Origin of the sequence: Flavobacterium terrisoli, from assembly GCF_030167905.1 — a bacterium.
GTDB lineage: Bacteria > Bacteroidota > Bacteroidia > Flavobacteriales > Flavobacteriaceae > Flavobacterium > Flavobacterium terrisoli.
The window spans coordinates 231,392-250,098 of record NZ_JARGNA010000001.1; the positions used below are offsets into that span (position 1 = coordinate 231,392).

The 18,707-nt window shown below is 35.3% G+C and carries 16 protein-coding genes; all 16 read right to left on the bottom strand.

Annotated features, from left to right (window positions below):
- Positions 1-58: 58 nt before the first annotated feature.
- Entirely contained in the window at positions 59-1,168 is a 1,110-nt protein-coding gene (locus P1K33_RS01030) for a glycosyltransferase family 4 protein (RefSeq protein ID WP_284650985.1), read from the bottom strand.
- Entirely contained in the window at positions 1,165-2,433 is a 1,269-nt protein-coding gene (locus P1K33_RS01035; RefSeq protein WP_284650986.1) for a hypothetical protein, read from the bottom strand. The genes P1K33_RS01030 and P1K33_RS01035 overlap by 4 nt, the downstream gene beginning before the upstream one ends.
- Positions 2,433-3,710, bottom strand: coding sequence for an oligosaccharide flippase family protein (locus P1K33_RS01040; RefSeq protein ID WP_284650987.1), 1,278 nt, complete (start codon positions 3,708-3,710; stop codon positions 2,433-2,435). Before P1K33_RS01040 ends, P1K33_RS01035 begins: the two co-directional genes overlap by 1 nt.
- A 105-nt stretch (positions 3,711-3,815) precedes the next feature.
- Positions 3,816-4,358 (bottom strand): hypothetical protein, encoded by a 543-nt coding sequence (locus tag P1K33_RS01045; protein WP_284650988.1) that lies wholly within the window; start codon positions 4,356-4,358, stop codon positions 3,816-3,818.
- Between the two features lie 101 nt (positions 4,359-4,459).
- Positions 4,460-6,964, bottom strand: coding sequence for a DUF6311 domain-containing protein (locus P1K33_RS01050; protein ID WP_284650989.1), 2,505 nt, complete (start codon positions 6,962-6,964; stop codon positions 4,460-4,462).
- Between the two features lie 156 nt (positions 6,965-7,120).
- Complete coding sequence (locus P1K33_RS01055; RefSeq protein ID WP_284650990.1) at positions 7,121-8,107, bottom strand: glycosyltransferase family 2 protein; 987 nt, start codon at positions 8,105-8,107, stop codon at positions 7,121-7,123.
- Between the two features lie 9 nt (positions 8,108-8,116).
- Positions 8,117-8,857 carry a glycosyltransferase family 2 protein gene (locus P1K33_RS01060; RefSeq protein ID WP_284650991.1) on the bottom strand — a complete coding sequence of 247 codons (741 nt, stop codon included), beginning with the start codon at positions 8,855-8,857 and terminating at the stop codon, positions 8,117-8,119.
- Positions 8,847-9,584 carry an FkbM family methyltransferase gene (locus tag P1K33_RS01065; protein WP_284650992.1) on the bottom strand — a complete coding sequence of 246 codons (738 nt, stop codon included), beginning with the start codon at positions 9,582-9,584 and terminating at the stop codon, positions 8,847-8,849. Before P1K33_RS01065 ends, P1K33_RS01060 begins: the two co-directional genes overlap by 11 nt.
- 5 nt (positions 9,585-9,589) lie before the next feature.
- Entirely contained in the window at positions 9,590-10,651 is a 1,062-nt protein-coding gene (locus P1K33_RS01070; RefSeq protein WP_284650993.1) for an NAD-dependent epimerase/dehydratase family protein, read from the bottom strand.
- Between the two features lies 1 nt (position 10,652).
- Entirely contained in the window at positions 10,653-12,551 is a 1,899-nt protein-coding gene (locus P1K33_RS01075; protein WP_284650994.1) for a hypothetical protein, read from the bottom strand.
- A gap of 2 nt (positions 12,552-12,553) precedes the next feature.
- Positions 12,554-13,615, bottom strand: coding sequence for an NAD-dependent epimerase/dehydratase family protein (locus P1K33_RS01080; protein WP_284650995.1), 1,062 nt, complete (start codon positions 13,613-13,615; stop codon positions 12,554-12,556).
- A complete protein-coding gene (gene rfbD / locus P1K33_RS01085) occupies positions 13,612-14,469 on the bottom strand; it encodes a dTDP-4-dehydrorhamnose reductase (RefSeq protein ID WP_284650996.1) in 858 nt (285 codons plus the stop codon). The genes P1K33_RS01080 and rfbD overlap by 4 nt, the downstream gene beginning before the upstream one ends.
- On the bottom strand, positions 14,463-15,014 hold the full coding sequence (gene rfbC / locus P1K33_RS01090; protein WP_284650997.1) for a dTDP-4-dehydrorhamnose 3,5-epimerase: 552 nt from the start codon (positions 15,012-15,014) through the stop codon (positions 14,463-14,465). The genes rfbD and rfbC overlap by 7 nt, the downstream gene beginning before the upstream one ends.
- Complete coding sequence (rfbA, locus tag P1K33_RS01095) at positions 15,015-15,872, bottom strand: glucose-1-phosphate thymidylyltransferase RfbA (RefSeq protein WP_284650998.1); 858 nt, start codon at positions 15,870-15,872, stop codon at positions 15,015-15,017.
- Between the two features lies 1 nt (position 15,873).
- A complete protein-coding gene (locus P1K33_RS01100; RefSeq protein WP_284650999.1) occupies positions 15,874-16,857 on the bottom strand; it encodes a hypothetical protein in 984 nt (327 codons plus the stop codon).
- 8 nt (positions 16,858-16,865) lie between these two features.
- Complete coding sequence (locus P1K33_RS01105) at positions 16,866-18,557, bottom strand: DUF6909 family protein (RefSeq protein WP_284651000.1); 1,692 nt, start codon at positions 18,555-18,557, stop codon at positions 16,866-16,868.
- Positions 18,558-18,707: the final 150 nt, after the last annotated feature.

Below are 18,707 nucleotides of genomic sequence, written 5' to 3' on the forward strand. Positions count from 1 at the left end.
TCGAGTTGCAAACATAATAAAATTGAGGGAATATCTTAGATGAAAAAAAATTGTTGCGTTATTTTTTCACGCTTTCAAAATCTTTCAGAGCCTGAATGAAATCGGTCTTTGCCTTTTGCCAACTGTACATGAGTTTCATTTCTGAAATCCTGTTTTGCAGTGATTGATCAGACAATCCTTTTTGGATTTTATCATTCAAATCGGCTTCATTCAATGGATCAAACTGCACGCCTTTTAAGAATTCGAAGTCGGACATGGCTGTCGTATTGGAACAAATCGTTGGAACTCCAGCCGCTAAAGATTCCAAAGGCGGAATCCCAAATCCTTCTGCAATGGAAGGATAAATCGCTAAGTCGGCACCGCGAACAAATAGCAACAAGTCCTCAAAATCAACTTTGTTAAAAGTAAAAATTTTGGCTTTTATGTCGGCCGGCAATGATGCATAATAGGTGTTGTAGGTGCTGTTTTCAATGGCTTTATCACCAATAAAAACCAAGGAATGATTTTTATAATGCTCCTTTTCCACAAAAACCTTTAACAGGCTATGATGGTTTTTTCTGGGTTCCCAGCGACTGACATACAGAAAATAATCGGTTGCGTTGAATTTCGCTTTCACCTGTTCTTTGATGGTTTCCTTGTCAAAGGGTTCAAAATAAACCGGATCAACAGCATTAGCCGTTACAGTTATTTTGTCTATTCCGAAATGCTTCTGGATTTGCTTTTTTGAATATTCTGAAACGCTCAAAACAATATCAGAACATTGGGCGCTTCTTTTGAACAGCAATTTATTCTTCACTCTATAAGCCCACGGGAAGTATTTTGGGAAATCAAGAAACAAAACATCGTGAATGGTTACTATGTATTTGCAGTTTTTGATTGGCGGAACCACATATTGAAAATGGGCATAATCAATCTTGTTCGTTTTGATAATGCCTGGTATGTCAAACAATAACCGGAGAAATTTATTCTTCGATTTGTAGGCCACATAAGTCAGGTTTTCATGCGTGCCAAAAATGGTTTTGATAAACTCAATATCGGCTGCGCCAAAAAAGAAATGGAAATTTTTATCTTGAATCAACTCGGTATAAAGCCCTTTGATATAAGTCGTAGTGCCTTGAAAGTTGCCATCAAAGACATGGCAGTCCACAAAAATATTCTGCTTTTTCATGCTACAACTTTTGGTTCGGTGCTTAGCCCTTTTTCACTTCTCATCAGCATTTCCCTATAGCAAATCAAAAAGCCTAAAAGAATCGATTTGTTGTCCAGTTTCAGATACAATCCCATAAAAACCCAATTGGATACAATCAGGAAAACCGCACTGCCAATGAGCAGCAAATTGATATTTTGAACCGATACAAGATTGGATTTTTGAGGTTTCCCCAATAGGATCATAAAAATGATTAAAAACAAGACCCCAAAAACGCCTGACTTAAGGAATACAGTGGCAAAACCATTGTGAAGAATCGGAATGTATTGGATAAACTCTCCGTCATTGGTCCATATTTCTCTCCCAAGGTTTATGGTTGCGCCTAATCCCTTTCCGAATAGTATCGATGATGTTCCGTCGGATGTAACTTGCTTTACCGTGAGAATGTTTTCGTAGGACCTGTAATTATCGTTAAAATCTTTCCAGTCTTCTTTGTTTATTTTGGTTTTGAAGGGTTCAATTGGTGCATTTTTAATTTTGTATAAAAAGGCTTCAATTCCTTTTCCTGATCGCTGCGGATTTGATTGATAAACCGCTGTATAACCTAAAACAACAAATAAAAGAACCGAAGACATTACCGTAATTGATCTTTTGTTGATTACAAAATATCCTTTTATGGCAATGTAAAGCACGATGAACTCAATAAAGTTTGTCCTTGATAAATAGAGGAAAATTGATGTGGCAACCAAAATAACAAAGATGCGCACCCTTTTTGGGGACCAATCGAGTTGAAATTTTTTATAAAACAATAATATGATTAACACATACACCTCGTAATCACTGTGATACCCACAGAACTCACGCAGTAAATTGACTGAAATGGTGCGAAATCTCAGGAAGGTAATTGCTACAATAACGAGGTGAGCTAAGGATAAAAACACTCCCGTGTAAACAACCGTTGTAAATACTTTCCCCTGACATCGCTTATACAATTGGTATCCGACCAAAAGACCAATGATTGGTTTGAGTAAATAAGCAATATCCCTAAAGAAATTATAGGTGCTTTCGGCATTAAAGAAACTCGATATATAAGCCGTGAGTAAAATAATTGAAAAACACGTGATGTATTTTATGATTCCTAAAGAGTATCTGTTGGAGATTGTGACAACGGCAGTTAAAAACCAAACAGCAAATGTCAATTCATAAATATTGATAAACGGAATCAATACGCAGGTCGCATAGAGTAATTGATAAATGATTGTATTGTTAGGCTTTTCTATTACCATTAGGTTTTTATTGTCTCTTTTGCAAAGCTACTTTTTAAAACTAAAATATAGGATACAATAATAAAGAATTCAGCAATAATAGTTGAAATAAAAGCGCCTTTCAAACCTATGCCCGACAACAAAAAGAACAGCATCAGTAAACTCAGAACTGTTGAAAAAATAGTAATCCTGATATATTCCCTATTCTTATTGAACGAAAACATCAATTGCTTCAGGGCAAAAGAAATCCCCATAAAAACCGGTATCAATAACCCGATTTTAAAATAAGAGCCTAATTCTTCTATGTCCTGCGGATTTACCTTAAAGAACAATAAAATAAATTGGGTGCTGCAATAAAAAACAATCAGGATCAGCAAGATCATCAAATAGTTGAGACCGTTCTTTAGTTTCCATTGGGAAATGCCTATTCTAACGTTATCATAAATCTGGCGGCAAACATCTGCGTAGATAAAGTTAAAGAACATTTGAAAATAGGTTCTGAAAATCATGACAATCTGGTCAATGATTCGGTATTGACCTGCCATAAAATTTCCGCCCACATAACTTATCACCATAATTGGGGCATATTGATAAAACGAAAAAAACAGCTGGGAAACCGTAAGTGAGAACTCGCTTTTTATCAAGGCCAAAGCTTTGGGAAAAGAGCAGTTTTTCAATGAAAATGAATAGTGGTTATAAATCCAAAGAAATCCTAATGAACTCGCAATTATGGAACCGATTCCAAGAAATGAATTGATGTAGATATAATCTTCCGGCTTTTTAATCAACAGGAAAACCGAAGCCACATAGATCACTTTTGAAAGTACATTGATGATGGAAATCCATTTGAAGTTTTGAATTCCCTGGAAAAACCACGTTGGATTGATAAACTGTCCCACAACGATTAGCAGGCTTAACAAAAGCTGGTATTTGTCCTTTTGAAAAAAAGGAATGGTAAAAATGATTAAGCTGCAGCATAGTAAAACGCATACCAGTAGTATTAGCTTTGACAAGTAAATGGTGGTAAATTTTTCTTCTAAAATCGATTTGTCCGAATGGCTAATCGCGACTTCTTTAGTGCCGTTGATATAGGAACCATAATCGACCAAAACTATCGCTATCAAGGCAAAAGAAAAACCAACTCCCGCTTTTCCCAATCCTTCTTCGCCACAAACAAAAACGATATAAGGAATAACCAACAAAGGACTTATAAGATTTACGGCCTGCCCGAAGCCGTAAATTATAAAGTTTTTGAATTGTTGGCTCTTAAGTTTGCCCGCTATTTTTTCTCTTAACATTATTGCCTTTTAGCTCCGTATTGGTTTCTTCAAAAATAAACATAAAAAACGAAAAGCCATAGATTTGTATTGTTCTATGGCTTTTAATTTTGATTTTGAATTGAACTATTTGGCTAGTTTTTCAATTTCAGCTTTTAAGACTTTATCTTGTGGATATAGTGATGGGCTTTGTCTTTTACCATCCTTAACAACTGCTTTTAATATTCCGGTTGCAGGATCGAAGGTACATTTGTTCTCGTCGGCTCTAAAATAAATTCCTAATTCCGGACCCGTAATCTCTCTCTTTTTTCCGTTATATTCTAAAAGAACACTTTTTAAAACAATATCTTCCTGGTCTTGCTTCATCCCAAAATCCAATCTGATTTCTGATGGATAGTTTTCATTTGGAATTGAAAACAACACTTTTTGTTGGTTTTCGTTTCCTTTTACTCCCATCCAGATTGGCTCTTTAAATTCAGGTCCCGATGCATCAGTATAGAAAAAACAAAAATCGTCATCCTTTTTTAAAATCACATCAAGAGTAACTTTGAAAGTATTGTCTTCAACTTGCGGTGTAACAACATCTAACTGATCTACTGATTTTTCATCTTTACAGCCAATAAAAATTGTAGACATCAAAATAAGTGCTACTAAAATTCTATTTCTCATATTTATTAATTTTTCACAAAAATATGTTTTTTTTAATAATTTTTAAAAAAAGTTTTTCGCTTAAAATAGTTTGATTTTAAACGATTTACACTCTCTTGTAGTTATTCAATCTTTATTTTTTTATCCGAAATTATATAACTGTCTTTATTAAAAGTCTTGTTAATTATTCTTATTCCGATGGTGTAATCACCTTTCGGTAACGATTTAGTATCAATCTTTGCCTCAAAGCCGCTGTCATCATAGTTGATGTTGTTTTTTAGCGCCTCTGTTACATCTTTTCTCAGGTTGGCAATTGTTTCAGAAGAAAAGGTTTCGTTATTGCGGAGGAAAAGGACTTCAATCACTGATTTTTTACTTTCAAATTCTTTAAAAGCAGCCCAGCCTTTTATGGTCAATACATTGTTCTTAAAATCAAAAGCATCTACTCCAAGTCCGAGATTAGAATCTTTAATTGAAGTAAGTTTTGTACTGATTGGTGTAATAAATTCTTCAAACCCGATATTAACAACTTTGTTGGTATTGGTATAATACAGATTTCCTTTTTTGTCCTTGATGGCAATTATTAGCTCATACTTGCCTTTTTCCAAGTTATTGGTAAAAGCAAAACTATCAAATCCTGAATTGTCAAGGTTTTGCTTTTTGAATACAATGGTGATGTCTTCCCTTTTTGTCTGAACAGATTTTTTCTTGTACAGATTTTTGTCATTTTTTAAATAAACAAAGATGGAATCTCCGGCGTTATTATCGGTGTTTTCAATAAATGCCCAGCCTTTAACCTGAAATATTGGATTGACAAATAATTCATTTTCAAAATTAAATTTTACTTCTCCATTGCTTTTGCCTAATGGAGTGTTGCACAATTCAAACTCGGTTGTAACTAAATTTTCCCTTTGGGCAACTTCAAATTCACTTTTATCTTTTGGTAGGTTATCCGGTAGATTGCTGATTTTTTTGGATTTGGAATACACAAAATAATAGCCGTCAGAATTAATTATGTTTATCAATCCCTTTTTATAGGCAGGACTGAAATACTTTAGATTTTCTTTACTCGTGATGTATAAGTTATCGGTTGAAAAGTTCCCTTTAATAATGTTACTGATTAAATCATTGGTAAATACTTGCGCTATTTTACCGTCGTATCTGGCCAAATTCCCATTCGTTACAGTGGTTTTATTTTTATAGGCAAAAAAGGCAATTTCCTGATAATCCTGGAAATTAACCAAATCATTATTGAACGGCATTACGGTGATTGCATTTTTAAAATTTGAAAAAATAGCATTCCAAAAATTAATGTTCAAGGCTGGTTTATAATCGCCCAACTGTGTCTCTTTCTTATAAAAAATCGGACTGACATCCACCATTTGAATCAATACTAAAAAGCTAACCAAACCTATCTTGATGTTTTTGCTTAAAGGTATCTTATTGAAAACCCCAATAAAATAAAAAATCATTAAGTAATAAACCGACCAAAAGAATCTTGCAGAAGCCCTAAAAATATCGCCCAGTTTTTCCATCTTATCTAGAAAAGGAATGGTGAAAATCGTTGTATCATTAAAGCTTATGGCATTTGTAGCTGCAAAAACTGATAATCCAATACAGAAAACAACCAGCGGTACTGATTTTTTGCTAAAGAGTAACTTTTTGCTTTTGATAAAAGAGATTACCAAATAAACTGCTGAAATGAAGAACAAAAGGATGAGGCCTAAGCCTAAGTACATAAATCCATCTTGCTGATAACCTGAAACTAAATCCTGGGCAGGCAAAAACCTTGAATATCCCATTGGATTATAAAGCGCATTCAAATTCAATCGGTAAGCACCATAAAATCCGGTTGAGGCAATATCGGTATGTTTTGAAAAGTCGATTAATCCAACCAATACCCAACTGGCAAAAATCATTGCCAATGAAGAGCCTAAACAGGCAATTGCTTTTAGAATGCTTATTTGCTTTTCAAAATAATATATTTTAAACAATAGCAAGGCGAAAAATCCAAACACAGCAACTGTTAAATACACCGTTATCAAGCTGCTCAAAAGCAATAAAAGAAATGAATACTTTATATTTTTACTGACAACCTTTGGATTGTTTGTAGTTGATAAATACAAATAAATAGAGCCTATCAAAAGCCAATGCGCACAATATGACGGATGGATTTGACGGAATATGAATATCGGATTCAACAGTATAATAATCACCAATAAAAAGGCAACTATTTTGTTTATTTTAAAATAATTGAAAATTTTTAAGGAATAATATCCATTCAGAAACATACAGATAAACAGCCAGAGACCAAAATACTGGAAATTAGCAGGCAACAAGAATGAAATTGTTTTTAACAATATTGCCATCAAGGGTATGGAATCCGTAAATCCAATATTGGTTCCTATCGGATAATAATAATTATCAATAGATCCAAGCGGAAATTGCCAAGGTGCATCCCTGAAAAAACCCCAGCCTAAATAATGGGTTGACCAGTCCATTCTTGCTTCAAATAACCAACTGATATTAGCCGGATTAAACTTTTCAAAACCCAACCCGAAATGGAAAGCTATAACGGTTAGAACAAATAATAAGATGCTGTCTTGATACTTTTTTATTTTTTCCATGAATAAATTATTGAAACCCTAAAAGGTAATTTAATGTTTGAATTGAGCCATTTCCTTTCAGATACCATGACTTTATACAAAAGTGTATTCATGATTCCTGGGCTTTTCTTATATGAGATTAATAAATTGCTTAATTGTCTTATATCATAATCCATTTTAATCTTTTTCGGAAGTTTCTTTTCCGTCCTGTATGATTTTATCAACAACAAATAGAGGCCTATTTCGTACTTGATTATAAATCCTTAAAACATATTCACCTATTAATCCCAGTGAAATCAATTGAACTCCGCTAAATAAAATAATAGCCAATATCGTGGCTGTAAATCCTTGAGGAACATCATTATAAAAAACCCTTCTGTAAATGTTATACGCAAAATAAATCAGCGAAAAAACGATGGTGAAAAACCCCAACCGGGTTATAATCTTTACCGGGAAATCACTAAAATTGAAAATACCGTTAAAGGCCAATTCAAATAATTTTGTCCAGCTGTATTTTGTTTCTCCTGCCTGACGCTCATCCCGATCGTATTCATAGCCCAATTGCTTAAACCCAACCCAAGCTCTCATGCCTCTCAAATAGCGGCTTTGCTCAGGCATGCTGTTCATGTTATCTACAACGCGTCGGCTTAGCATTGAGAAATCCCCACTGTCAATTGGAATGTTAAAATTTGAGATTTTCTTTTGAAGTCTATAATACGCTTTGTAGGCCAGTTTTTTGAAAAAGCCTTCTTTTCTGTTTTTTCTGATGGCATAAATGACATCATTGCCATTCATCAACAGTTTGTAAAATTCTGTTATTAATTCTGGTGGATCCTGCAAATCACCATCGATGATCATTGCGCCTTTTTTCCCTCTGACATTGGCTAATCCCGCAGTAACCGCTAATTGATGTCCATGATTTCTTGACAACAATATTCCTGTAAACCTATTGTCTTTTTTACAGATTTCTTCAATTAAATCGGGCGTTTTGTCTGAGCTGCCATCGTTTACCAAAATGACCTCACAAGAAAATCCGGTTGAATCAATCACATTGGTTAATCTTTCAACCAGTTGCTGAAAAACTTGCTCTTCATTGTAAAGCGGAACTATAATTGAAATGTCTATTGTATGCATAATGTTATATGGTGCTTTGTTTTCGGTCATTGCAGAAATCTATTTTTGAATTCTTTTAAAATCCCCTCTTGAAAAGTATTTTTCTACAAAACAGTATACCAAGATAAAAAAATAACGGCTACCCATTTCCTTTATTTTTAATTTTGATTCTCCATACTTTCTATTGGTCCATGAATTAGGAACTACCGTGTAACTATAACCCCTGATAATTGCTTTTAAAGGCAATTCAATTGTCAAATTAAAATGTGGGGACAATATGGGTTTTACGCCGTCAATCACTTCCCGTTTGTATAATTTGAAAGCATTTGTGGTGTCATTATACTTTATGCTCATTACCATTCTGATGATGGCATTGGCGACGCGATTGATAATTTTCTTGACCCAAGGATAATCGATAACTTTCCCGCCTTTGATAAAACGACTCCCAAAAACACAATCATAATTGCCTTCAACCATGGTTGTGTAATACCGAATCAAATCATAGGGTGAATCGGATAAATCAGCCATCATTACCGCAACACAATCACCCGAAAATCGTTCCAGACCGTAGCGAACGGCATATCCGAAACCGTTCGGACCAAGGTTGGTACCATAAGTCAGCGCCGGATATTTTTGTGCCAATTGTTCTAAAACCTGAAGTGTGTTGTCTTTTGAGTTGTCATTGACTACATAGATTTCGTGGTCGATATTGACTTTTGAAAACGCTTCTTCAATTTGGTCAATCGTCTCAGCTATAGATTCCTCTTCGTTATAGGCCGGGATTACAATACTAAGCTTCATACAACTTTTGATTTTCGTATATCAATTCGGCAAAATCTCCAAAGCCATGTTTGATTTCGGCGATTTTTACAAAATGATTTCGGTTTAATAATTCCTCTATATCTGTGTGCTGATTATTACTCAAATACATGTCGTCATTGTGGCTTTCCAATTGAATGAACTTTATTGGCAAAACTTTTGCTTCATCGGCAAATAATCCTTGCAAACACTGCAATTCATGACCTTCGACATCAATTTTTAAAACATTGTATGCTTTATTACTATTTTCTTTTAAAAAATCTGCCAATCTGATTACGGCCACTCTATAATTATCAACAATGATATTTTCTTTGGTAACACCTAAAACTTTGGCTTTCTTTTCGAGATATTTTGAATCCAAATTCAATTCTTCAAAAGTAGACGTTTCATCCAAAATATTTTCATGAAAAACCAATTCCCCTTTGATATTGCTCACACCAAAATTGTGTAATCTGATGCTTTTCATTGCTTTGTATTTGTTCTGTAAATGAACAAATAATTTTTTGTTGGGCTCAAAAGCATCGAACTCGGCATTGGCATTGATCTTTAAGAAAAAATCTATCGACTGTCCTTTATTGGCACCAATATCAAGAATGCTTATCTTTTCTTCCTTTAGATTGTCTGCATAAAATCTTTTCAGTTTTGGATAAAAGAAAATGGCTTCATTGATATGAACCAGTTTTTGGACGATTTGGGTTCTAATGCTCATGAGAACTAGTTCTTCTTAATTGTTGCCGCATAAATCTGCGTCAAAATATCGTTGATATTATATTTCCAGGTCCAATCCGGATAATGGGCTTTGAATTTAGACACATCGCTTACCCACCAAATATGGTCACCAATGCGGTTGGTTTCCGAATATTCGTAATTCATTGGTTTCCCTGTAATGGCTTCACACATTTCTATGGCTTCAGCCATCGAACAGTTGGAAAATCTTCCGCCACCGGCATTATACACTTCTCCCTGTCTTGGATTTTGATAAAAATGCCAAAACATATTGACCAAATCCCAGCTGTGAATGTTGTCGCGAACTTGTTTGCCTTGGTAACCAAAAACCGTGTATTTATCTCCGGTAATAGCACATTTCATCAAATAGGATAAAAAGCCGTGCAACTGCGTTCCCGAATGATTTGGTCCGGTTAAACAACCGCCGCGGAAAACTCCGGTATTCATTCCGAAATATTTTCCGTATTCCTGAACCAAGACATCGGCAGCCACTTTGGAAGCGCCAAACAAGGAGTGTTTGGTTTGGTCAATGCTCATCAATTCGTCAATACCTTCTTTGAAATAAGGATGGGATTCGTCTATTTCCCAGCGTTTGTCTAATTCTACCAACGGTAAATAATTGGGTGTATCTCCATAAACTTTATTCGTTGATGTAAAGATAAAAGTCGCTTGCGGAGCATGTAAACGTGTCATTTCTAACATATTTAATGTTCCATTGGCATTCACCGTAAAATCGGTCAAAGGCTCACGCGCTGCCCAATCGTGGCTTGGTTGTGCCGCGGTGTGAACAATCAGTTTAATGTCTGACTTGTATTTGGAAAATAACTTTTCAAGCGCTTCAACGTTTCGGATATCGATGGCATGGTGTTCAAAATTGGGAACTTCCTTTACCAATTTTTCCGTATTCCATTCTGTAGAAGCATTGGCACCAAAAAACACTTGACGCATATTGTTATCAATTCCTATAATTGTATCAAATTTATCCGCAAAAAAAGCAACTGATTCGCTACCGATTAATCCTGATGAACCTGTTATAATGCAAATATTCATGCTATCGTGTTATTTTGTATTCTGTGATCTTGATTTTATCCTTAATCTGAGATGGATGTTTGGGTATGAACTTATAATATTTAACTTTTGGAATCTCATTGGGTGCTTCAAAAATAGCATTAAAATATTTAGTTTCATTGATTATTCTGTCATAAAAAACGCCCGATTCCAATAATGATTTTGAGGTTCTATGCTTAGCGATATTACCATCTTCCGTATAAATTTCAAGGCTTATTTCAGGAGAATGCTCAATAACTGTAACCACTTTTCCCAGTAGATTGTTGTAAACGCTTACCTCATAGAAAATGTCTTCATGTGGAATTAACGGAGAATCTATAAGCATGGCATACTCTTTTGTTTTTTCAAGCTTAACCGGTTTGAAATCCAATCTCTTTTGCAACAACACCAAACTTCTTCCGTCAAAATCAAATTTATCCACAACCTTATAATTTTTGATGAGGGCCAAATTTACTTTGGGCTCATCAAAAAAGGGATATCTTCCATCGATAGAAGCCACATCGTAAATTACATATTCAGGAGCTTTGCCGGAATTGTAATGGTCAAAATTCATGTTTTCTAAATGTTTTGTATATGCTATATAAGATTGAATAACGGGTCTTGGCCCATAATTCAATTTGTTCATTAGCAACAACTGGACATTCCAAGGATAGATATCAACGGTTTTATCCCCTATTTTTTGTAAAACCGATTGTGGTAGTTGAGAGGCATTTGGGAATAAATGCATCCCCGCTGTTGGAGTGAATTCATTAAACTGTGAAATATAGGTTGACTTAGGAAGTTTTTCAGCTATCTCGAGTGTTCTGTCATTGTCAAATATTAAAAACTTAAACGGTATTAAAAGAGCTGTTACAAAAAGCACTTTTGCATACCATTTGGTGCTGTTTATATGCAAATCTAAATTACAGATGAGAAGTATTGATACATAAATAAAAAAGTCATAAACGTGTCCGTCGGCCCGGGTAAAGGTTTGCTTGTATAAAATGAGAAATGATATTCCAAACAAAAACAGTATTGTTATTTTTTTCAACCAATCTTTTTTATTAAAAATATTGAGGTTAAAAAACATGACGGCTATCAACAAAATTATCATGATGATAAAATGCGGAATACTATGATAAATGGTGTTTTCAAGATACATAATTTCATTATAGCCGCTTATCAGTTCCATACCGGATTTAATATATGGCAATAAAGAAACATTCAATACTGTGCTCAATGAAAACACTAATATGACAGGCAGTAAGGCATAAGAAATTAAGTATATCCACTTTTCATTCCTTTTGATTGCGTTATAAATTAAGCCTGCATAAAAAAGAGGAAAAGCGATTAAACCGGTATTGAATTTTATATAAAAAGCCAGTATAACAATGGCGATTTGAAAAAGATAATAGATTGGTTTGGGATTGTCCAAACTCATTCTTATCCAAAAAATTAAAAAGGCCATCAAAATCAAAGCCCCGGCTGCGGTTGAATTAGAAGGGAAAATCAAGCAAACGGAAAGAATAATCAAGAAGGTAATTATCTTATTATTGCTTTTTTTAAGGCTATAAAAAAACAAAAAGAAATAGTTTATAAAGACAAATAAATCATAGGCTAAAATTAAATACTTATTTTCCCCAATATTTATCCTGGTACATAAATAGCCCATTGGCCCATAGGTAAACGAAAATTCTGTACCCCAATTTAAGTTATTTAAATTGGCATAATTTAAAGCAATTCCCCATGACGGATCTAATGATACCCATAATGGCTGACCCAACGTATAAGGATAAACATTTGATGAAAAAAAGTTTTGAAAAATTAAATAGGCAGCAATAAATGCTATAAAAAAGCTTAATAAATTTGTTTTATCCTTTAAAAACCCTTTGATAAAGTCCATTCCTACTTCAGTATTGATTGCAATTGATTCTCGTTTGTTTTTATCCAGTCATAGATATCCTGAAAAACGGTTTCTACCGATTTTTTTGGCTTCCATCCTATTTCGTTTTCAATACGGGAATTATCCGTTACAAAAATCCGCAAATCGGCTGTTCTTGTGGCTGTTTCCGAAGCAATGTTAATCGAATTTCCGGTAATTTTTTCGCAGATTTTGGTCATTTCCAATAACGAAGCGCTGTTTTCCAATCCGCCGCCAACATTGTAGATTTTACCCTTGAATTTTTCGATTTGGTGAATTTGCAAATCAATCAATTCAACCAAATCATCCACATGAAGGATATCACGAACTTGCTTTCCTGTTCCGCCGTAACCAATGTATTTTAAGGATTGATTCCAAAAATGTTTGACCATCCAAAGCGTTACAACACCTTGATCGGTTTTACCCATTTGTCTTGGCCCGGCAATAACGCCAAATCTTGTAACGGCAGCCTGTAAACCGTAAAAAGCAGCATATTCCTGAATAAAAAGTTCCGAAGCCAGTTTAGTCGTTCCATAAAAAGAACGCGCGCCTTCTAATGATAATTCTTCTGAAATCCCTTTCGGTGAAATGCCTTTGGTGGTTTGATTTTCATCAAAGGCAAAACGCGTTTCTGCTTCGATAAAATTGGCATTTTCAATCCAGTCAATCGGATAAACCCTGCTGGTTGAAAGGAAAATTAATTTAGCTTTATTTTTCAGGCAAGCATTAAAACAGTTTATCGAACCGTATAAATTATTATTGATGACATAAGTAGGATCTGAATCCAACCCGGCAGTAACTGACGGTTCGGCCGAAGCTTCCACTAAAACATCAAAATTACCCAAAGCGGAAAGATCTTCATTGTTTCTGATGTCACCATGAAAAAACGGAATTCCTGCTTTTTGAAAATCAGACAGATTCAATTCTGAACCTCTTCGTTTCAGGTTGTCAAATGCCACGATTTCATAAGCCGGGTATTTTGTCTTTAGCTGTAAACAAAGGGTTGACCCAACAAATCCGGCGCCACCGGTTACTACAATTTTCATACTGTAATGGTTTTTAAGCTTTCGTCCCAATTTTTAATTTGAATTCCAAAAGTGTTCTTGATTTTTGTTTTGTCTAAAACACTATAACTTGGTCTCTTGGCCGGAGTTGGAAACCCCGAAGTAGGAATTGATTGTAAATTTATATTTATATTGTTGATTTCAAATATTTTTTGGGCAAAATCAAACCAACTGCATTGGCCTTCATTGCTGAAGTTATAGATGCCGTAGTTGTCAGTTGCCGGTTGTTGATTGTCGGTTAAAATTATTTGAACTAAGGCGTTGGCTAAATCAACTGCATTCGTGGGCGTTCCAATTTGATCATTGACCACCGAAAGACTGTCTCTTTCCGAAGCCAAGCGAAGCATGGTTTTCATAAAATTATGGCCAAATTGGGAATAAACCCAGGAAGTTCTGATGATAAAATGCTTCTCCCATGTTTGCTGAATGGCCATTTCACCGTCGAGTTTTGTTTGACCATAAACTCCCGTTGGGCTGGGTAAATCAGTTTCCGTATAAGGTGATTGTTTGTTTCCGTCAAAAACAAAATCAGTGGAAACGTGAAGTAAAACCGTATTGTGTGCCTTGCAAACCTCAGCCATATTTTTGGCTCCAATCACATTAATTAAATGCGCTTTTTCGGGTTCACTTTCGGCTTTGTCAACTGCGGTATAGGCTGCTGTGTTGATGCAATAATCGGGTTGGTGTTTAGTGAAAATTTGTCTGCTCTTTTCTAAATCGGTAATGTTCAATTCTGCCGAACTACAAAAAACAAATGTTAAGTCAGGGTAATTCGGTGCAATAAATTGCAAGCTTTGACCTAATTGTCCCGCACTTCCTGTAACTAAAACTACCATGCCTTTTTGGCGTTTTCTAATGTGGATTGAACTCTGTCTTTCTCCGAAATTATAAGTCTTTCTGAAGGGAAATTCCAGTCAATATTGATGGTTTTATCATTGTAGATGATTCCGCCTTCGCTTTCTTTGTTATAGAAATTATCACATTTATAAAAGAACACTGCGGTATCGCTCAACACTAAAAATCCATGGGCAAAACCTCTTGGCACAAAAAATTGCTTTTGGTTTTCTCCCGATAAAACTACCGATTCATATTGTCCATAGGTTGGTGATTCCTGTCTAATATCAACTGCTACATCTAAAACTTCACCTTGTAAGACTCTGACCAATTTGGCTTGTGAGTGTGCTCCGGTTTGGTAATGCAATCCGCGTAAAACGCCTTTTGAAGAATAGGATTGGTTGTCTTGTACAAAATGAGTATCTTGGCCAACACCTTGCTGAAAAGTTTTTTCGTTAAAACTTTCCATAAAATAGCCTCTTTCATCACGGATGATATTCGGCTCAATGATAAAACAGCCTTCGAGTTTTGTTGGAATAAAATTCATTTAAATCAAACTTAATAAATGATTGCCATAACCACTTTTTAATAACGGTTGGGCCAATTTTTTTAATTGCTCTGCGTTGATAAAGCCCATTCTATAAGCGGCTTCTTCAATGGCACCAATTTTTAATCCCTGTCTTTCTTCAATAACCTGAACAAACTGACTGGCTTGCATCAGGGAATTAAAAGTACCGGTATCTAACCAGGCGGTTCCTCTGTCGAGGATGCTTACTTTGAGCTTTCCTCTTTTGAGGTATTCCTTATTTACATCGGTTATTTCAAGTTCGCCTCTGTGACTTGGTTTTATATTCGCAGCAATTTCAACAACATCATTGTCATAAAAATAAATTCCCGGAACAGCATAATTGGATTTTGGTTGTTCGGGTTTTTCTTCTATGGACAATACTTTGCCATTGGTATCAAAATCAACGACTCCATAGCGTTCGGGATCATGAACATGGTAGGCATAAATGATTCCGCCATCAGGATTGTTATTGGCCAAAAGCAAATCAGAAAGTCCGGTGCCATAAAATATATTATCTCCTAAAACCAGGGCTACTTTGTCATTGCCGATAAATTCTTTCCCGATGATAAAAGCTTCTGCCAAACCATTAGGGTTTTCCTGCACCGCATATTCAAATCGACAGCCTAAACTGGAACCATCGCCTAATAATTGTCGGAATAACGGTAAATCATGCGGTGTAGAAATAATCAGAATTTCACGAATCCCCGACCACATCAAGGTTGACAATGGATAATATATCATTGGTTTATCGTAAATCGGCATTAACTGTTTGCTGACTGCCAGAGTCAACGGATGCAATCTTGTGCCTGATCCTCCTGCTAAAATTATTCCTTTCATATTAGTCTTTCAATTTGGCCATTTGAGTTTTGTAATAGTGCTTTAAAAGCCCCAGAAGAATGAAAATGAATATAAACGAAACCGGTAATATCATTTTCATTTTATTGTTTGGCGCTCTCTTATTTCTGTTATTTAAGGTACTCGTGTTATCCTTAATCACTTTATCAAGGCTAACTAATGCAATTCGAAGATTTCCTTGTTCGGCGACTAATGCATCTTTAGTTTTAATTACTTCATCCAATTGAGAGTTTTCGCTATAGTAAACCAATTTGTCACTTTTCTGAGCTCCGTTTACAGTACTGTTCAATGAATTCAAAACCCCGTTAATCTGAGCAATTATCGAGTCGTTTTCAACCATTTTTATTCTAACGTTGTTCAAATACTCCTTTTGAATTCGAGTATAATGCGCTGTATTGTTAAGGTAATTAAGTAACGGCTTAACGGTTTTCTCTTCTGAGGTTAAACCATCTGTTGAGAATGAGATCAAATGGTAAGGATAATTTTTACTGGTCAAAGGTTCATTGACTACTTTTTTGATATCGCCATCTTCCGCCAACAATTTAATCATATCAAAATTTTGATTTTTATTCTCAATAAATTTATACAAATCAACTACAGGTGAAATGCTGATGGACTTGAATTTTCTTGGGTTTTGTATTCCTACCACTTTTTTCAAAAAAACGGTATCGCCTTCCTCAAGTTTAGATTGCAGCAAATCAACTTTAGCATACAGATAATCTACAGAGCCAAAATTAGGAACAACCATAATCTGATTGTCATAAATTTTAGTGGTTTTGTCTATATAATAACCCAATCCTGCGCCAAGAACAAATAGTATTCCAACCCAAATAATGTTTCTCTTGAAAAACAAAAATCCTTTGAAAATCTGATTCGAAATGTTTTCAAAAAAATTTCCGATTCTCTTAGAAATCTGAGATAAATCTATTTCCTGATTGTCAGGGTTATTTTGAGATGTTGCGCTCATAAAAATTATTATTTAACGTTAAAGATTTGTTCTAATATTTTAATTGTAATTAAATAAGTCGGTTTCACTCCTGTCGTTCCCAATCCGCCTGATGCCAATGTGCTTCCGGTTTCCAAAGGATTATCCGAAGCATAATAAGCATAACGGACTTTCACATTAGGATGGATGCTCTTTCTGATTTTCGAAGCCGATTGAATAGCCTTTTGATAGTAAGAACCTTCCATTTCAAGACCAATTACTTCCCAGGTTGACTCGTGGAAGAATTTTAATAAATCTTTGTTCTGAAGTGAAGTTCCCAATACGGTAACCATTGGTCCCGAAAATACGGGGATACCATTGCCTTCAAACATCTCTGCGGTCAATTCATTTTCGAATGGATAATTATCGGCTGTTCCTTCGTTGATGTGCGCCGATGGAATCATAATATCGCCTTTTCCGCCTTGTAAAATTCCGGCTTTTCCCATAATGGAAACCGATTCTACATTGAGGAAAATTTTGGTTTTCCCGTCTTTATAAGGTTTCAATAATTCATCAATCGTTTCAAAAGCCTGCTCGCCAAAAGCATAATCCATAACAATCAGTACCGGGCTTTCTTTTCCGATTACGGCTTTCGGGAAACTTGATTTGGCCCAATCAATTTTAGCGGTGTCAAAAATCTGAACATCGATATTGGTTCCTGATTGGTCAGGTAAAGAAATCATTCCTTGCTTCAAGGCAACTTCCTCTACTTTATTTCTAACCGGATCAGCTCCGGATTTACTCAATTCTTCATAAATAAAGAAATCCGATTTGTCCTTGAATTTGGTTTTCAAAACGTTTGTGGCAAAAATCGAATTCATCACACTGTGCATGTTGGCACTGATAATGTGAATCGGTCTTTCCAACAAATTATTGGCTTTCAGCGTTTCTTTGATGGTAGTTGCCCAAATTTCACCGTGGATATGATGTCCTAATCTTTCTCTTAGAATCGGACTGAACGTAATGGTTCTTTTGTTGTTATCGACGATTTCTTCAATGGCTAATTTTCCTAACCAGTAAATCACATGTAAAAATCTATCTGGTTTTTCTTTGGTTCCAAAAGAATCATAAATGTCTAAAACCTCCGAAAAACTTCTCCCCAAAACATTCGCCGCATGAGAAATCGCGATTTCCTTTTCGGTCTGTGTAAACTTTTTGTTTTGTAAAACTGCCTGCTCTAATTTTTGCCAATCACGGGTCAATTCAACGTTGCTTTCATCAAGCAAAACGCGGTCTTTGATTTTGTGTGATTCGATAAAGATAAAAGTCAAATGCGTTAAAATATCATAGATGTCCGAACGGCCACGTGTGATTTCCACGTTCATTTGTTCTTCATCGATACGGTAACAGTTTCTTCTTCTCTTTGGTGGAACAATCGCCTGGAAGTGCGATTTTGAATAACCTTCATCTGAAGTTAAATTGATAAAACGACATTCTTCAATGCCTACCGGAAGTCTTTCAATAACATAAAGCAAACCGTTGAGTTCTACTTTTTCTTCTGCAATGCTTCCGTAAATTTCAGGTCTTAGAGAAAGTAACGCTTCTCTTAACGTTTCTCCTGAAACACCCATTGGTTTATAGAAACCTCTGTTAAATAAATGTCTCATGGTAATGTACAATCGTTCGATAGCTGCCGACGATTCTTGCGCTCTTGAGCGCGAAATGTTTTTAATTTCTTTCATTAAATTTTGTTTTCTAACCCGCAAAGATAAGGTTTTTGTGATTAGTTGGTTAGAATTAGGTTAATCGCGGGTTCATAAACTCTTATTTTTCCCGTAGATGCAACATTTTCATTTACCTGTTTATTCCATTTTCCGCCTGAAAAAGTGAAC

Excerpts from the sequence above, each read along its gene's own strand:
- P1K33_RS01030 (WP_284650985.1), bottom strand. The coding sequence starts at position 1,168 with ATGAAAAAGCAGAATATTTTTGTGGACTGCCATGTCTTTGATGGCAAC.
- P1K33_RS01035 (WP_284650986.1), bottom strand. The coding sequence starts at position 2,433 with ATGGTAATAGAAAAGCCTAACAATACAATCATTTATCAATTACTCTAT.
- P1K33_RS01040 (WP_284650987.1), bottom strand. The coding sequence starts at position 3,710 with ATGTTAAGAGAAAAAATAGCGGGCAAACTTAAGAGCCAACAATTCAAA.
- P1K33_RS01045 (WP_284650988.1), bottom strand. The coding sequence starts at position 4,358 with ATGAGAAATAGAATTTTAGTAGCACTTATTTTGATGTCTACAATTTTT.
- P1K33_RS01050 (WP_284650989.1), bottom strand. The coding sequence starts at position 6,964 with ATGGAAAAAATAAAAAAGTATCAAGACAGCATCTTATTATTTGTTCTA.
- P1K33_RS01055 (WP_284650990.1), bottom strand. The coding sequence starts at position 8,107 with ATGACCGAAAACAAAGCACCATATAACATTATGCATACAATAGACATT.
- P1K33_RS01060 (WP_284650991.1), bottom strand. The coding sequence starts at position 8,857 with ATGAAGCTTAGTATTGTAATCCCGGCCTATAACGAAGAGGAATCTATA.
- P1K33_RS01065 (WP_284650992.1), bottom strand. The coding sequence starts at position 9,584 with ATGAGCATTAGAACCCAAATCGTCCAAAAACTGGTTCATATCAATGAA.
- P1K33_RS01070 (WP_284650993.1), bottom strand. The coding sequence starts at position 10,651 with ATGAATATTTGCATTATAACAGGTTCATCAGGATTAATCGGTAGCGAA.
- P1K33_RS01075 (WP_284650994.1), bottom strand. The coding sequence starts at position 12,551 with ATGGACTTTATCAAAGGGTTTTTAAAGGATAAAACAAATTTATTAAGC.
- P1K33_RS01080 (WP_284650995.1), bottom strand. The coding sequence starts at position 13,615 with ATGAAAATTGTAGTAACCGGTGGCGCCGGATTTGTTGGGTCAACCCTT.
- rfbD (WP_284650996.1), bottom strand. The coding sequence starts at position 14,469 with ATGGTAGTTTTAGTTACAGGAAGTGCGGGACAATTAGGTCAAAGCTTG.
- rfbC (WP_284650997.1), bottom strand. The coding sequence starts at position 15,014 with ATGAATTTTATTCCAACAAAACTCGAAGGCTGTTTTATCATTGAGCCG.
- rfbA (WP_284650998.1), bottom strand. The coding sequence starts at position 15,872 with ATGAAAGGAATAATTTTAGCAGGAGGATCAGGCACAAGATTGCATCCG.
- P1K33_RS01100 (WP_284650999.1), bottom strand. The coding sequence starts at position 16,857 with ATGAGCGCAACATCTCAAAATAACCCTGACAATCAGGAAATAGATTTA.
- P1K33_RS01105 (WP_284651000.1), bottom strand. The coding sequence starts at position 18,557 with ATGAAAGAAATTAAAAACATTTCGCGCTCAAGAGCGCAAGAATCGTCG.